The 14,326-nt window shown below is 49.1% G+C and carries 10 protein-coding genes and 2 pseudogenes; 7 read left to right on the top strand and 5 right to left on the bottom strand.

The annotated features are described in order from the left end of the window. Window positions 1–28: 28 nt before the first annotated feature. From HU824_RS08720 to HU824_RS08710, 3 genes are read right to left on the bottom strand one after another with little or no spacing between them, the layout of a single operon-like run. Window positions 29–2,245, bottom strand: coding sequence for a beta-N-acetylglucosaminidase (locus tag HU824_RS08720; protein ID WP_176468620.1), 2,217 nt, complete (start codon window positions 2,243–2,245; stop codon window positions 29–31). A gap of 4 nt (window positions 2,246–2,249) precedes the next feature. Beyond that, on the bottom strand, window positions 2,250–2,663 hold the full coding sequence (locus HU824_RS08715; protein WP_176468619.1) for a hypothetical protein: 414 nt from the start codon (window positions 2,661–2,663) through the stop codon (window positions 2,250–2,252). Beyond that, window positions 2,657–3,091: a DUF6078 family protein gene (locus HU824_RS08710; protein ID WP_176468618.1), complete on the bottom strand. Its 435-nt coding sequence runs from the start codon at window positions 3,089–3,091 to the stop codon at window positions 2,657–2,659. The genes HU824_RS08715 and HU824_RS08710 overlap by 7 nt, the downstream gene beginning before the upstream one ends. Window positions 3,092–3,370: 279 nt before the next feature. On the opposite strand from HU824_RS08710, the gene ruvB reads away from it, so the two are divergent. From ruvB to HU824_RS08690, 4 genes are all read left to right on the top strand, one after another. Further along, window positions 3,371–4,408, top strand: coding sequence for a Holliday junction branch migration DNA helicase RuvB (gene ruvB / locus HU824_RS08705; RefSeq protein WP_136008746.1), 1,038 nt, complete (start codon window positions 3,371–3,373; stop codon window positions 4,406–4,408). A gap of 111 nt (window positions 4,409–4,519) precedes the next feature. Beyond that, the gene (locus tag HU824_RS08700; RefSeq protein WP_136008745.1) at window positions 4,520–5,968 is read left to right on the top strand and encodes a lipopolysaccharide biosynthesis protein; all 1,449 of its coding nucleotides are present in this window, start codon (window positions 4,520–4,522) and stop codon (window positions 5,966–5,968) included. A 32-nt stretch (window positions 5,969–6,000) separates the two neighbouring features. Further along, entirely contained in the window at window positions 6,001–7,362 is a 1,362-nt protein-coding gene (locus HU824_RS08695) for a TIGR00341 family protein (protein ID WP_136008744.1), read from the top strand. Between the two features lie 37 nt (window positions 7,363–7,399). Then, window positions 7,400–9,535: a S46 family peptidase gene (locus HU824_RS08690; RefSeq protein WP_176468617.1), complete on the top strand. Its 2,136-nt coding sequence runs from the start codon at window positions 7,400–7,402 to the stop codon at window positions 9,533–9,535. 118 nt (window positions 9,536–9,653) lie between these two features. On the opposite strand, the pseudogene HU824_RS08680 reads toward HU824_RS08690, so the two are convergent. Beyond that, window positions 9,654–10,664, bottom strand: a pseudogene (locus HU824_RS08680) (glycoside hydrolase family 2 TIM barrel-domain containing protein); the annotation flags it as partial. Between the two features lie 17 nt (window positions 10,665–10,681). Continuing rightward, window positions 10,682–10,981: pseudogene (locus HU824_RS08675) on the bottom strand (alpha-L-fucosidase 1); the annotation flags it as partial. Between the two features lie 88 nt (window positions 10,982–11,069). Here HU824_RS08675 and HU824_RS08670 point away from each other — a divergent pair. From HU824_RS08670 to HU824_RS08660, 3 genes are all read left to right on the top strand, one after another. Further along, window positions 11,070–11,327, top strand: a complete 258-nt coding sequence (locus HU824_RS08670; protein ID WP_176468615.1) for a hypothetical protein — start codon at window positions 11,070–11,072, stop codon at window positions 11,325–11,327. Continuing rightward, entirely contained in the window at window positions 11,276–11,542 is a 267-nt protein-coding gene (locus HU824_RS08665) for a hypothetical protein (protein WP_136008739.1), read from the top strand. The genes HU824_RS08670 and HU824_RS08665 overlap by 52 nt, the downstream gene beginning before the upstream one ends. Window positions 11,543–11,910: 368 nt before the next feature. Beyond that, complete coding sequence (locus HU824_RS08660) at window positions 11,911–13,560, top strand: B12-binding domain-containing radical SAM protein (protein ID WP_136008737.1); 1,650 nt, start codon at window positions 11,911–11,913, stop codon at window positions 13,558–13,560. The last annotated feature ends 766 nt before the right edge of the window (window positions 13,561–14,326 follow it).

The raw sequence follows: 14,326 nt of genomic DNA, 5'->3' as shown, positions 1-14,326 counted from the left end.
GTCGGAGATTGCTCTTCTTGATACGAGGTCACTCTTGCTCTGTCAGCCTGAATGCTTTGAAATATACTTTCTGTTCGCTTCCGGAGGTGTTGGTCAGCCTTATCTTCAGTACTTTTTGTCCTTCCACATCCGCTTTCTGCATGGTGTATCCTTTCCATACGCTCTGCAAGTTTGCGTTTCGCCACGTTTTGCCGTCAAGGCTTGTTTCCAGCTTGAAGTGCGTATATCCTTCTTCCTTTGTCCCCAAGTCTATCCTCAGCGTGGCAAGCACGCGCGGACGGTCCATGGAGAGGGTCAGAGAGCCGCCTGCCTGCCAAAGGATGACTTCGTTGGAGGGGGCGATGCTGCCTTCTTTTCCCTTCTGCTGCGTGGGGAGCAGGGCGAGCTGTTGCACGTTGCTTTCCAGCGTGTAGGGCGAGTAGACGGCACGGGCGTTCAGTGCGGTATGGAACCGCTGGTTGTATTGCTTCGTGGAGGCCTCGAACAGGGCGTCGAAGGTGGGCATCAGTTGTCCGCTTCCGCTCTTCACTCCTTGCGGATAGCGGGCATCGTTGTCCGTCATCAGGGTTTGCAAGGCTTGTGCGTGGGCATGGCCGGGCAGGAAGGCTTTTTCCTGTTGTGGCAGACGCATCATTTCCAGCACAGTCTTTCCGTATTCGCCCACCAGTTTGAATTGAGTGAGCCAAGGTCTGATTTCATCGATAAGAGGGCGGTTCTCGTTGCCGGAGGCAAGCAGCATATCGGCAGAGAGGATAATCTTGCGGCACTCTTCGTCTACTTGGTTGTAGGCGGTTTCGTCTATCTCGCCTTTCTCCAGATAGCTCTTCAGCAGTGCGGAAAGGGCAGGTTGCAGACGGATGGATTCCTCGCGTCGGAAGCCGTGTCCGTTCTTGCCCAAATCGGAGTTGTGGGCGGCAAATGTTTCCAGATATTCGGCATGGAGTGGCATCAGGTCTTTGATGGCGTGTCTCCAGGAGGTGTCGCTGTCAAATTTCTCCATGTTCCAGGTGTAATCGGCCACGCTGTAGAGGGAAATCTTGGAAGCTTCGGCATGTTCCATGGGGTTGGAGACAAAGGCGGACATGCCGTCTTCGATGTCGAGTCCGTTTCCGTAGACGGGCCCCATCAGCAGGTGGTCGCGTACATAGTCGGACACAGGGAAGTTCCACCAAATGTAGGCTTTGCGTTTTATCAGCGGATTGATGAAGTCCAGGGTAGGCCGGTCTATGGTGGCGATGACCCGGTTTCCGGTCCACATGATTTGGATGTCCTTGTTCAGCTTCTCGCCAAGAGTGGTGAGGTAGCCGCCTTCCACCTTGGTCCATGACTTGTTGTATTCCGTGGGGCACATCACCAGTGGGGCGACGTCTTTCTTGACCTGTACGAAATGGTTGTCGATGTAGTTCAGCAGTTCGGCTTGTTTGTCCGCTTTGGTTCCTTCGCCGGAGATGTCGTCGAAGAAAACGGCAAATCCGCGCACGCCCAGCTGGTACATGCTTTCAAATTTCTGCAACAGCAGCTCACGGTCTTCTTCGTTCCAGCGGATGTCCTGTCCCGGATGGATGGCCCAGTAGAAGATGACGTTGTTGTCGCGGGCTCTGTCCACGAGTTGTTTCAGCCGTTCGGCTTCTTGGGCAGGGTAGGGCTTGCGCCAGTGGGGTGTGCTGTGGTAGGGGTCGTCTTTAGGACCGTAGAGGTAAACATTCATCTTGTTCCGTCCGTAGAAGTCCAGTTGGCGTATGCGGTCTTCCTGGCTCCAGGGGGTTCCGTAGAATCCTTCTACCACACCCCGGTAGGGCACATCGGGATAGTCGGCCACTTCGGCAAGGGGTAGTTTGTCCAGAGTAAGCAGTTGGGCAAGTGTCTGCACGCCGTAGTAAGTTCCCCGTTCGTCGGCTCCGGCAATGATGATGCGGTCTTTTTCTATTTTCAGGAAGTAGCCTTCGGACTTTTGCGGAATCCGTTTCCGGTAGCTGCTTACCACCTTGTCGCCTTTTGTTCCGATGTAGATGCGGAATGCAGCATCGGGGGCCTCTTCCGGCATCAGCGAACGGAGCAGGGGCAGGGCGGTTCCGTTGTTCAAGGAGTTGCCTGCCATCAGCCGGTATTGCCGGGGGATGCTGATGGAGTCGTCCTGTTGTACGGTGTAGTTCTGGGGAGTGGGTTGCAAACGGAACTCTTGTGCATGAATGGTTGCAGTTGCCAGCAGGCTGATGATTCCGAGCAGCAATGGTTTTCTTTTCATAATGTTAAGTAGATTGAGAGGTGAATATTGCCGCAAAGATGGGAAAAATAATGGGAAATGCGGCATATGCTTTATTAACTTTTGAGCAAATATCGTATTTTTGCTTGCTGACGAGGGATTTCCTTTCGATGTTCCCTCTTCTTCCTGTTCCACGCCGCAAGGGGAACCGTGCCCCGGGTCGTAAAGCTGTGCGGCCGACATGCTGACGCCGTTCGGGCGGCTGATGGCTGATGTCCGAAGACAGAAAGTCCGGCAATGGCATCGCGTTTCTTGCCTGCGTGTTGGCAAGCTTTTGCCAGTTTGTTGGCAGGCCGTTGCCTTCGGACAGGCAAGGTGTTGCCTGTTTGTTGGCAATGTTTTGCCAATAGGTTGTCGTTGTCTTGGCAAAATAAGTCCAAGAGAACGAGTTTGTTACCATGCGTAGCCCTCTACGTAGGCATCAAAAGCCGATTCCATGTTTGCTTCAGGCTGTCCGATGATGTTCAGCACGGTTCGTTGTTCGTCCGGTGACAGCAGGCGTTCTCCTTTGCGTATGCGGTAGTAGGTTCGCTGTCCGAAGTGCGCTATCAGGAGGCTGATGACGGTTCTTCGTTTGTTGTAGGGCAGGTTGTCCAGCAGGTTCATGAAGCCTTTGGCGTAGCGCACCTTTTCGCTGGTTCGGAAGAAAGGGCAGTCCCCCTTCAGGGCGGCAAGCCGTTTGGGGCTGACGATGTTCCAGTAATCTTTATCAGCCGGCATGCTTTGCGCGGACAGTTGGCGGAGGCAGTTGGCTGCCTTGGGGCATTCATGGTCGAGGCACAGGGCGTAGTCGAAGGGAATTTGGGAGAGGGCTGTTTCGGGGTTCATGGCATGTATGTTTTATAGGTTTTCATTTGGGCGTAAAGATAGGTTTTCTTTGGGGGAAGGGCAAATCTTTTTCTGTTTCCGTACTTTTTACGAAAAAAATCAGTTCTTTTGCAACAGGAGGTAAGCATGATTAGCTTATGGATGATTTTAAGAACTGTATGAATGAGTTTTTCTTTCATGCAGTTCTTTTTTGGTAGGGGATATAGCCATGAAAAAAACAACTTCTGTCGCTTATCTCAAAATAAATTAGTTATTTTGCAGAAAACAAAGGAGTCTGGAATGGAACAAGAAGATTTTGACATACGCAATCAGCAACCCGTTACCAGCCGAGAGCGTGATTTCGAGAACGCTCTCCGTCCGTTGAATTTTGAGGATTTCAGCGGGCAGGACAAGGTGGTGGACAATCTGCGCATATTTGTAAAAGCTGCCCGCCTGCGTGGCGAGGCGCTGGACCATGTGCTGCTTCACGGCCCTCCCGGATTGGGAAAAACGACACTCAGCAATATCATTGCCAACGAACTGGGGGTAGGTTTTAAAATAACCTCCGGTCCGGTACTCGACAAGCCTGGAGACTTGGCGGGAGTGCTTACCAGCTTGGAGCCGAATGATGTGCTTTTCATCGACGAAATACACCGGTTGAGCCCTGTAGTGGAGGAGTATTTGTATTCGGCCATGGAGGATTACCGCATTGACATCATGATAGACAAAGGTCCTTCGGCCCGGAGCATACAGATTGACTTGAATCCTTTCACACTGGTAGGAGCTACTACTCGCAGCGGTCTGCTGACAGCTCCGTTACGTGCCCGTTTCGGTATAAATCTGCATCTGGAATATTATGATGACGACGTGTTGAGTGGCATTATACGCCGTTCGTCCGGCATTCTCGAAGTCCCTTGTTCGGTGAGGGCTGCCGCCGAGATTGCGAGCCGCAGCCGTGGCACGCCGCGTATTGCCAATGCACTGCTGCGCCGTGTGCGCGATTTTGCCCAGGTGAAGGGCACCGGAAGCATCGATACGGAAATCGCGCAGTTTGCTCTCGAGGCTCTGAATATTGACAAATATGGTCTGGACGAGATAGACAACAAGATACTCTGTACCATCATCGACAAGTTCAAGGGCGGCCCGGTAGGACTTACTACCATTGCCACTGCCTTGGGTGAAGATGCAGGTACGATAGAAGAAGTCTATGAACCGTTTCTGATAAAAGAGGGTTTCCTGAAACGCACTCCGCGCGGACGCGAAGTGACAGAGCTTGCCTACAAGCATCTGGGACGAAGCCTCTATAGTAGTCAGCGTACCTTGTTTGGCAATGAGTGATTCATTTAAAAAAACGAACACAGAGATACGGAGTCACAAAGTCTCTCTTTCCTCTTATCCTAAAAAGTTCTGTGCCTCGGTGCCTTTGTGTTCATAACAACCATTAAAGAAGTGGCCGGATTAAAATCATTGGCAAAAGAAACTGCCATTTATGGGTTGAGCAGCATTGTGGGGCGTTTCCTCAATTATCTGCTGGTGCCCGTATATACCATGGCGATGTCCGCACAGAGCGGAGGCTATGGCGTAGTGACGAATGTATATGCGTGGGTGGCGCTCATGCTGGTGTTGTTGACGTGCGGCATGGAGACCGGTTTCTTCCGCTTTGCCAATAAAGGGGAAGATAATCCGATGCGGGTGTATTCCACGACATTGCTCAGTGTGAGTATGGGGGCGCTTGCCTTCCTTGCATTGGGGTTGTTGTTTCTCGAGTCCATTGCCGGATGGATGGAGTATGGTGACCATCCCTGGTACGTGGGCATGATGATGATTGTGGTGGCGATGGATGCTATTCAGAGCATTCCTTTCGCCTATTTGCGCTACAAGAAGCGTCCCATCAAATTCGCGGCACTCAAGCTGCTGTTCATCTTCCTGAACATTGCACTGAATCTGGTCTATTATGTAGGGATGAAAGGGGATGATGTGGGCTATGCCTTCTTTTTCAATCTGATATGTACCTCTACCATCATGCTTTGTATGATTCCGGAGCTGCGCGGATTTGCATACGTGCTGGATAGAAAACTGCTGAAGCGTATGCTTGCTTATTGTCTGCCGTTGCTGGTACTTGGCTTGGCAGGTATCCTGAATCAGGTGGCCGATAAGATAATTTTTCCTTTTGTCTATCCGGATGAGGCGGAAGCTTCCGTGCAGTTGGGCATTTATGGAGCTGCCAGCAAGATTGCCATGGTGATGGCGATGCTTACACAAGCCTTCCGCTATGCATACGAGCCTTTTGTCTTCGGGAAGAGCCGAGACAAGGATAACAAGCAGGTATATGCGCAGGCTATGAAGTTCTTCATCATCTTTACACTGCTGGCATTCCTGGCTGTCATGTTCTATCTGGACATCCTGCGTCATATTATCGGTCGCGACTACTGGCCGGGGTTGCGGGTGGTGCCCGTCGTGATGGCTGCCGAAATCTTTATGGGTATCTATTTCAATCTTTCTTTCTGGTACAAGCTGATTGATGAGACACGTTGGGGTGCTTATTTCTCCCTGATAGCTTGCACGGTACTGGTAGTGATGAACATACTTCTGATTCCCCGATACAGCTATATGGCTTGTGCCTGGGCGGGCTTTTGCGGTTATGGCATAGCCATGCTGCTGTCTTACTTCGTGGGGCAGAAGAAGTATCCCATTCAGTATGACCTGAAGGCCATCGGCTGTTATGTATTGCTTGCGGCAGTTCTCTACCTGGCTGCCGAGTATGTCCCGGTAGATAATATCTACCTGCGTATGGCATACCGAACTATATTGTTACTGGTCTTTGTGACCTACATTGTGCGGCGTGATATGCCTCTCGGCAGTATCCCCGTCATCAACAAGTTGATAAGGAAACAGTAATCTCAATCATAAATCGTCAAATCGTAAATATTATGGATTCTGATAATAGAAATACCTTCGCCATCAAGACCTTTCTGAAAGAGTATCTTGATTTGCGCAAAGACAAGGATAATGAACTTGAAACCGTAGACTCCATTCGCAAAGGAGTGGAATTCAAGGGAGCTAACCTTTGGATTCTGATATTCGCCATATTCATGGCTTCGTTGGGGTTGAATGTGAATTCTACCGCTGTGATTATCGGTGCTATGCTCATCTCCCCGCTGATGGGGCCTATCATGGGTGTGGGGCTTTCCGTGGGATTGAATGACTTTGAACTGATGAAACGTTCATTGAAGAGTTTCCTGATTACTACCTTATTCAGTGTGACTACGGCTACCATATTTTTTCTGGTCAGTCCGGTTGCCGAAGGACAGTCTGAATTGCTGGCACGTACTTCACCCACCATTTATGATGTATTCATCGCGCTGATGGGTGGTCTGGCAGGGGTGACGGCACTCTCCACGAAAGAGAAGGGAAATGTGATTCCCGGTGTTGCCATTGCCACGGCGTTGATGCCGCCTCTCTGTACGGCAGGTTACGGGCTGGCGACGGGCAATCTGATTTACTTCCTTGGTGCATTCTACCTTTATTTTATCAATTCCGTATTTATCAGTCTCGCCACTTTCGTGGGGGTGCGTGTGATGCACTTCCAGCGCAAGGAGTTTGTGGACAAGAATAGGGAGAAGAAAGTGCGCAAATATATTGTCCTGATTGCAGTGCTGACCATGTGTCCTGCCGTGTATCTGACGGTCGGCATTATTCAGGATACCTTGTTTGAAAGCGCGGCCAACCGTTTTGTCAATGAACAGCTCTCTTTTGAGAATACGCAGGTATTGGACAAGAAGATTCACCGCGATGGCAAGGGCCATGAGATACGTGTAGTGCTGATAGGGCAGGAGGTGCCCGAAACCTCCATTGCCATTGCCCGTAGTAAGATGAAAGACTATAAGCTGGACGATACCAAGCTGATTGTGCTTCAGGGCATGAACAACGGAGCGGTGGACATATCTTCCATCCGTGCCATGGTAATGGAAGATTTCTACAAGAACAGCGAGCAGCGCTTGGTGGAGCAGAAACAGCAGATTGAAACTCTTGAACAGAGTCTGGAAAGATATAAAACCTTCGATGAATTAGGCAAAAAGATTATCCCCGAGTTGAAAGTGCTCTATCCGTCGGTAAAGACAGTGTCAATCTCTCATGCGATTGAACTGACAGTGGATTCGGCACGGGTGGACACAGTGACCCTTGCCGTATTGAAATTCGGTAGGCATCCGAATGCACACGAGAAGGAAAAGATTGCCGAATGGCTCAAGGCACGTACGGGAGCCAAACAATTGCGGTTGATTGCGGAATGACAACACCCCCTGAGGGGTAGAAATATATTTATTGGGCATGAAATTAAGATTTATACTGATAGCCGTCTGCTTCCTCTTCTCTCTGCCGGGACAAGCGGATGAGGGAATGTGGATGCTGGGAAATTTGAACAAGCAGACATGCCGGACTATGAAAGAACTGGGTTTGCAGATGCCTGTGAGTAAACTGTATAACACGAAACGTCCGTCGTTGAAGGATGCGGTAGTCAGCTTCGGAGGCTTTTGTTCCGGGGTGGTAGTATCCGGGGACGGACTGGTATTTACCAATCATCATTGCGGCTTCAGCAGCATACAGCAGCATTCGTCTGTGGAGCACGACTATCTGAAGGATGGCTTTGTGGCACATAGCCTAAGTGAGGAACTGCCCAATCCGGAGCTTTACGTACGCTTTCTCTTGCGCCAAGAAGACGTGACCCGCCGCGTGCTTGGGGCGGTAAGGCCGGATATGGATGAGGCTGAGCGTACAAGTGCGGTCGATTCGGTGATGCTGGCTATCGGTGAAGAGGTTTCCCGCAAGGACTCCACGCTGACGGGCATTGTGGATGTTTACTATGGAGGCAACGAGTTCTGGCTTTCCGTTTATCGCGATTACAATGATGTTCGTCTGGTGTTTGCGCCGCCTTCCTCGGTAGGCAAGTTCGGCTGGGACACTGACAACTGGGAATGGCCGCGCCATACCGGTGATTTCTCCGTATTCCGTATCTATGCCGATAAGCATAACCGGCCTGCCGATTATTCTCCCGACAATGTTCCCTACCGTCCCGAATATGTAGCCCCGATTTCCCTTGACGGCTACCGTGAAGGTTCTTTCTGTATGACGCTGGGCTATCCGGGCAGCACGGAACGCTACCTCTCCTCTTTCGGTATCGAAGAGATGATGAATACCACCAACCGGGCACAGATAGACATCCGTGGCGTGAAGCAGGCCATCTGGAAGCGTGAAATGGATAGCCGCGACAGCATCCGCATCAAATATGCTTCCAAATATGACGAAAGCTCCAATTACTGGAAGAACAGCATAGGGGTGAACCGTACCATTAAAAAATTGCATGTGCTGGATAAGAAGCGTGCTCTGGAAACCGAACTCCGCCGCTGGATACAGCAGACTCCAAAAGAACGGGAACACTTGCTGCACCTTTTCTCCAATTTGGAGTTGAACTACAAGAGCCGCCGTGAGGTCTATCGTGCCAGGGCTTACTTTGCCGAGTCTTTCTTGAACGGTCCGGAACTGGTACAGCTCGCCTTGTCCATTCTTAACTTCGACTTTGAGGGAGAAAAGAAAACGGTGGTTGCCAATCTGAAAGCCATTGTTGAGAAGTATGCCAATCTGGATTTGGGCATTGACAAGGAAGTGTTTGCAGCACTGCTGAAAGAATACCGTTCCCAAGTGGATTCAGCCTACCTTCCCGAACTCTATCAGAGAATTGCAACAGAATACGGAGGCAACGAGCGTACCTATGTAGACAGCCTTTATGCCCGTTCGGAGCTGACCACGCCCCGTGGATTGAAGCGCTTCTTGGAGCAGGATACCACCTATCAGATATATAACGACCCTGCCATCGGCCTGGGCATCGACTTGATTACAAAACTGTTCGAGATGAACATGGAGGTCCAGCAAGCCTCCGGTGAAATCGAGCGGAATGAGCGCTTGTTCAATGCTGCCGTGCGGCGGATGTACGCATCCCGCAACTTCTATCCCGATGCCAATTCCACCATGCGCTTGAGTTTTGGAACTGTGTGCGGCTATGCCCCGTCCGACGGAGTGGAATATGATTATCATACCACCACGACGGGTATTCTGGAGAAAGTCAGAGCCCATGCAGGCGATGTGGATTTTGAAGTGCAGCCCGAATTGGTATCCCTTCTTTCCTCCGGTGACTTCGGCAGATATGCCGATGAAAAGGGCGAAATGAGCGTCTGCTTCATTTCCAACAACGACATTACGGGAGGCAATTCCGGCAGTGCCATGTTCAATGCCAAAGGGGAGCTTCTGGGACTTGCCTTCGATGGCAATTGGGAAGCCATGAGCAGTGATATTCTTTATGAACCGAAGATGCAGCGCACCATCGGGGTGGATGTGCGCTACATGCTGTTCATGATTGAAAAGTATGGAAAAGCGGGGAATCTGATTCGGGAATTGAAACGTGGCAACTAGCTGGATATTTCCCGCTTCTGCATATATTGCAGTCTTACTTCATAGGTTCTATACGGAAGACATATTGATAAGTGCTGTCAGACTTGATTTCATATTTCGGACGAGGACCCGGGTCGCAACTGGCGTTGCCCAGCGACCAGAAGATAACGGAAGGAGGGTTCTTGTCACGCTGTGCCATGCGCACACCACGGTCTACGAATGCAGCTTCCCACGAGGGATTGTCGGTCAGCGAATGGTTGCCGTGGCATTCCAGGTCGGCTTCGTCCATCACATAGAGTCCGTAGTAATCATACAGCCCGTACATCTTGGGGTCGTTGGGGTAGTGGCTCGTGCGGACGGTGTTCAGCTTGTGGCGCTTTCAGTAACGAACTGTTTCAGTTGCTTTCCTTGGGCATCGAGCAACGAGATGCGCAGGGAAGCGTTCTTCATGGCTTTTCCATGGTTTCTTACCATACTCTTCACGTTCAGTTCTGCACGGTCGTAACGTGGGCTGAGGACTGAGGCCAGGTGCAAGTCGCGCAATTCGAACGGGTATTTCGGCCCATGCCGACACATCATATCCGGGCTTGTAGAACTCTTTCAGACGCTCTTCGGGTTGTTTCACCCAATGGAACTTCCAGTTACCGTTCAGCAGCTGGTAGCGGCTGGAGCGGGTACGTTCCCACGGGTGGCGATAGGCAGGGTCGGCTTTCATCTCTGCGGCATTGGCAAAGGGGATGAAGGTGGCGTGTCCGTCTTCCTTGTTGATGGCAAAGACGTGCTGGTTCTCCCACTCATTGTCGCTATGGGTCTTTAGCGGCTCTACCTTGATTTTCACGTCTGACTTCACCAATACCCATTGTTGCCTTTCCTGACCGGCATCGGGTTTCAGCTGAAAAATGGGCTCACCTACCAGTCCGGCATCGGGAAATCCCATGTTATATCCGTTGGCCTGGCAAGTGAAGACGTAGTTGCCGTTAGGAAGTTGCGTGACTTTCCAGTGCTGGTTGCCGTTGGAAGGGTCGCTGCTCCATTGGATGACGCTTTGTTCTTTCTCTTTGTCTCCACTGTTGTCTATGGCTTGTTGGGAAAGGGGACTGACGATGAGATATACGTCATCCTTCACCGGTACGAATTGCCATACTTGCGCTCGATACGTAGACGTACATGTTTGGCTGTGAGGATGGCGGCCGGGATGCCTGCTGCTTTCAGGGTCTGCATCCATTGCCCGCCATCCAGTGCGGTGGGATTGAAGATGGCGGTTGGTGCTTTTCCGTCTCTTTCGTTGGCGAAGTCTTCAAAAGTGTTGATGCCGAAGTGGAAGAAGGCTATCATTTCGCGGTTGTACCATTCTATTTGTCGGGCACTGGGTGTCAGTCCGCAGGGTTCAGGTGCTTTTTGGGCCATTGTTGATAAAGTAGCCGTGGCAGTGAGCCCGGCAGTCAGAAAAATTTTCTTTAATTTCATGGTTATGCTTGATTTTAAAAAATAATGGATAATAATAAAACTGTGTTTGTTTCAGAACCGAGACAAAGATAGGTATAAAAAGTTAGAATTGGAGAATGTGATGTTCGTCGAATGCGAATCGAATCTGAATGTACAGTCGTGCCTGAACGATGCGCAAGGTTATCAGGTAAGAAACATTCCCGTCACACTGACACCCAAAGATGCTTCGTACAAGGGCTCGCTTCGCAAAGAGCTTACTATCGTTTCATTACTGGAGTGCGTATGGTTCTCGACAACAACAATTACGCTAAAGTCATGCAAGAAGGACGGTCGGTTACAGACGTGCGCCGTCGCCGCGAGATTCTGAAGTTCGTAGAAGACTTCCGCTGTTATTACAACGAAAAGAACATCAACGCACTTGAGAAAGTTTTCAGTGAGGATGCCCTCATCATTACAGGCAGCGTAGTCATGAAGAAGAATATGGGAGATTTAAGTGGAGGTAATATGAAAATAAGATACAACAAGAAGACGAAGCAGGAATACATCACTTTTTTGTCAAGAACCTTCGATTCTAATGCATGATTTCGAACTGTAATGATAAAAGCTATGATACACAAAAGAATAGAATTGCTTCTCATCTGCATCAGTTTCTGCCTTTCAGTTTTCTCACAGGAATGGAGCATCCATCATTTTGAGAAAGTGACTCACGGTTTCTTATTTTTTAAAAATACAGAATGTATCCTGTGAATTGTATGAGCCGCTTTACTAAATTCAGACAGATTGATTGAACCTAAAGCTGAGACAAGAAAATTGATTCTTCCTTGTAAGAACTCTCCGATAACTCCTTTGAATAAAAGAGCTGTGGAGTGGGGGACTTGACTTTTTCTTATATCCCTGGCACATAAATCGCAATTTATATCTAAATTTGCGAAAATGAAATTCAACCGGACATGAAAATTCTTTGGATAGACCTCAATAGCTCGTATGCGCACTCTTCGCTGGCACTTCCTGCACTGCACGCACAAATGGTCAAGAACAATTCCATAAAATGGGAGAGTGTATCTGCCACCATCAATGAAAACATAGGAATGATTGTGGACGAAATATACCGGCATCAGCCCGATATCATTGCTGCAACAGCATGGTTGTTCAATCATGAACAGCTACTGCACATCACAGCAAGATTGAAAGCATTGCTTCCCGATAGCTGTTTCGTCTTGGGCGGGCCTGAATTCTTGGGAGACAATGAGGATTTTCTGCGTAAAAATCCTTTCATCAACTGCGTGTTCCGAGGAGAGGGAGAAGAAGTATTTCCTCAATGGCTGGCTTGCTGGAACCGGCCGGAAGAATGGGGCAATATTCCGGGGATTTGCTATATAAGTCCTCAAAAGCAATATATAGACAACGGCATAGCCCGTGTTGTTGACTTTGCCCGGCTGGTGCCGCCGGAAAAAAGCTGTTTCTTCAACTGGAGCAAACCATTCGTACAACTGGAGACTACCCGGGGATGTTTCAACACATGCGCATTCTGTGTCAGCGGTGGAGAAAAACCGGTGCGCACACTGTCCATTGAAAGTATCCGTGAACGCCTTCTGATTATCCACAGCCATGGAATAAAAAACGTACGCGTCCTCGACCGGACTTTTAATTATAATCCGCGCCGTGCTAAAGAATTGCTGCGGCTTTTTCTGGAATTCTACCCGGATGTATGCTTTCACTTAGAAATACATCCTGCACTATTATCCGAAGAGCTGAAAAATGAATTGAAAAAGCTGCCTGAAGGACTGCTCCATCTCGAGGCCGGTATTCAGAGCCTGCGCGAACCAGTCCTGCTGAAAAGCCGTCGGATGGGAGGTCTGGAAGATTCACTGCAAGGTCTTCGTTTCCTGTGTTCTCTGCCCAATATGGAGACACATGCCGACCTCATTGCCGGATTGCCTCTGTACCGCCTGTCCGAAATATTTGAGGATGTGCGTACACTTGCCGGATACAATGCCGGTGAAATACAGCTGGAATCCCTGAAGCTACTTCCCGGCACAGAAATGAGAAGAAGAGCGGAAGAACTGGGCATCCGATACTCTCCCTTTCCTCCTTATGAAGTACTTCGGACGAATGAAATCAGTGTCAACGAACTTCAGACGGCCCGGCAGCTGTCACGTCTTCTGGACGGATTCTATAACACAACCGCTTGGCAAGCTATCACTCGCAGACTTATTTTAGACGACCCCGATTTCCTGCATCGTTTCTTGGAATTTCTGATTGATAAAAATCTTATAGACCAGCCCATGAGCCTGGAAAAGCGAGGTCTTGTACTCTATGAATTCTGTAGCATGCATTATCCGGCATACCAAATCATGGTGACCATTGCTTGGATAGAGGCCGGCATGTCATTAAAGAAAAAACCGGCTGAGAAGGTCAAGACCAAGCGCCAGACGCCACCGGAATATTGGGAAGTAATCTATGGAGACTACAAAGAAAGCCTCCGCTTATGTTTTCTGCCTATTGACGACGATACCTCAAATGGTTGTTGGTTCGGATTCGAATCGGAAATACAAAAGGCAGAACCTGTATTCAAAGCCAAAGGAATGGCGAGGATATGACGGAAAACACAATTACTGCAGATTGCCACAGATAGAGAAATGAATGCCGACTAATCATTTATTGCCATTCCATAGTTGAATGTCCTATTTCACATGAATAGAAGGTACTTTTCGGTTATCCGCATTTTACCCGCCATATGAATTCGCGCTGAATGCAAACGCTATCCGTTTTTTGATTTTTCGTCATTTTGCCAGCACTCCAGCACCGACTGCCTGTATCGCCCTGTTCATTGGCATTACAGCAGTGACGGCAAGAGTGCTGGCAAAACGGTTGCCAGCACTCTGTTATCTCTCCCCTGTCCGGATTCAACTATCTGACAACAAGAACTTAAAGGTGATTTCTTGTCCATTTCTTAATCATTCTGAAATAATATTTATTAACGTAGATATAGGGCCTCTTCTCTGCTTCCCTCGTATAAATTGGGGGCAAATCCCATTGCATGCAGTGCCGGAAGTGTGGATTTTGCCCTCTGGATGCAGGTACTTTTTCTCTTTATGCTTTATGTGTAATGCAGAGAAGCTTGATGCATAATTCCCGAATTCTTATTACAGAGGGGATGTGTCAAAACACCAAAAATATGAAAATCACCCCTGTCACAGATATCTGTAGCAAGGATGATTTTGTTAAAAAGAAGGTTTTGACACATTTACATTTGCAGTATTAAATATCACAACAAAATATAAGTGTATATTTGAAAAGTAGAGTTGCAGTGAACTAACTTTGACACTAGTCTTAAATGACTATAGGCTGAATCAGACTGCAACT

The sequence above is a fragment of the Bacteroides sp. L10-4 genome, assembly GCF_013373675.1.
Lineage (GTDB): Bacteria > Bacteroidota > Bacteroidia > Bacteroidales > Bacteroidaceae > Bacteroides > Bacteroides muris.
The sequence above is the reverse complement of the archived record's forward strand: the minus strand, read 5'-3'. Positions and strand labels throughout refer to the sequence as shown.

Bases quoted from the DNA above. Each gene is read 5' to 3' on its own strand.
- ruvB (WP_136008746.1), top strand. From the start codon at position 3,371: ATGGAACAAGAAGATTTTGACATACGCAATCAGCAACCCGTTACCAGC.
- HU824_RS08715 (WP_176468619.1), bottom strand. From the start codon at position 2,663: ATGGTAACAAACTCGTTCTCTTGGACTTATTTTGCCAAGACAACGACA.
- HU824_RS08695 (WP_136008744.1), top strand. From the start codon at position 6,001: ATGGATTCTGATAATAGAAATACCTTCGCCATCAAGACCTTTCTGAAA.
- HU824_RS08710 (WP_176468618.1), bottom strand. From the start codon at position 3,091: ATGAACCCCGAAACAGCCCTCTCCCAAATTCCCTTCGACTACGCCCTG.
- HU824_RS08660 (WP_136008737.1), top strand. From the start codon at position 11,911: ATGAAAATTCTTTGGATAGACCTCAATAGCTCGTATGCGCACTCTTCG.
- HU824_RS08720 (WP_176468620.1), bottom strand. From the start codon at position 2,245: ATGAAAAGAAAACCATTGCTGCTCGGAATCATCAGCCTGCTGGCAACT.
- HU824_RS08665 (WP_136008739.1), top strand. From the start codon at position 11,276: ATGCAAGAAGGACGGTCGGTTACAGACGTGCGCCGTCGCCGCGAGATT.
- HU824_RS08690 (WP_176468617.1), top strand. From the start codon at position 7,400: ATGAAATTAAGATTTATACTGATAGCCGTCTGCTTCCTCTTCTCTCTG.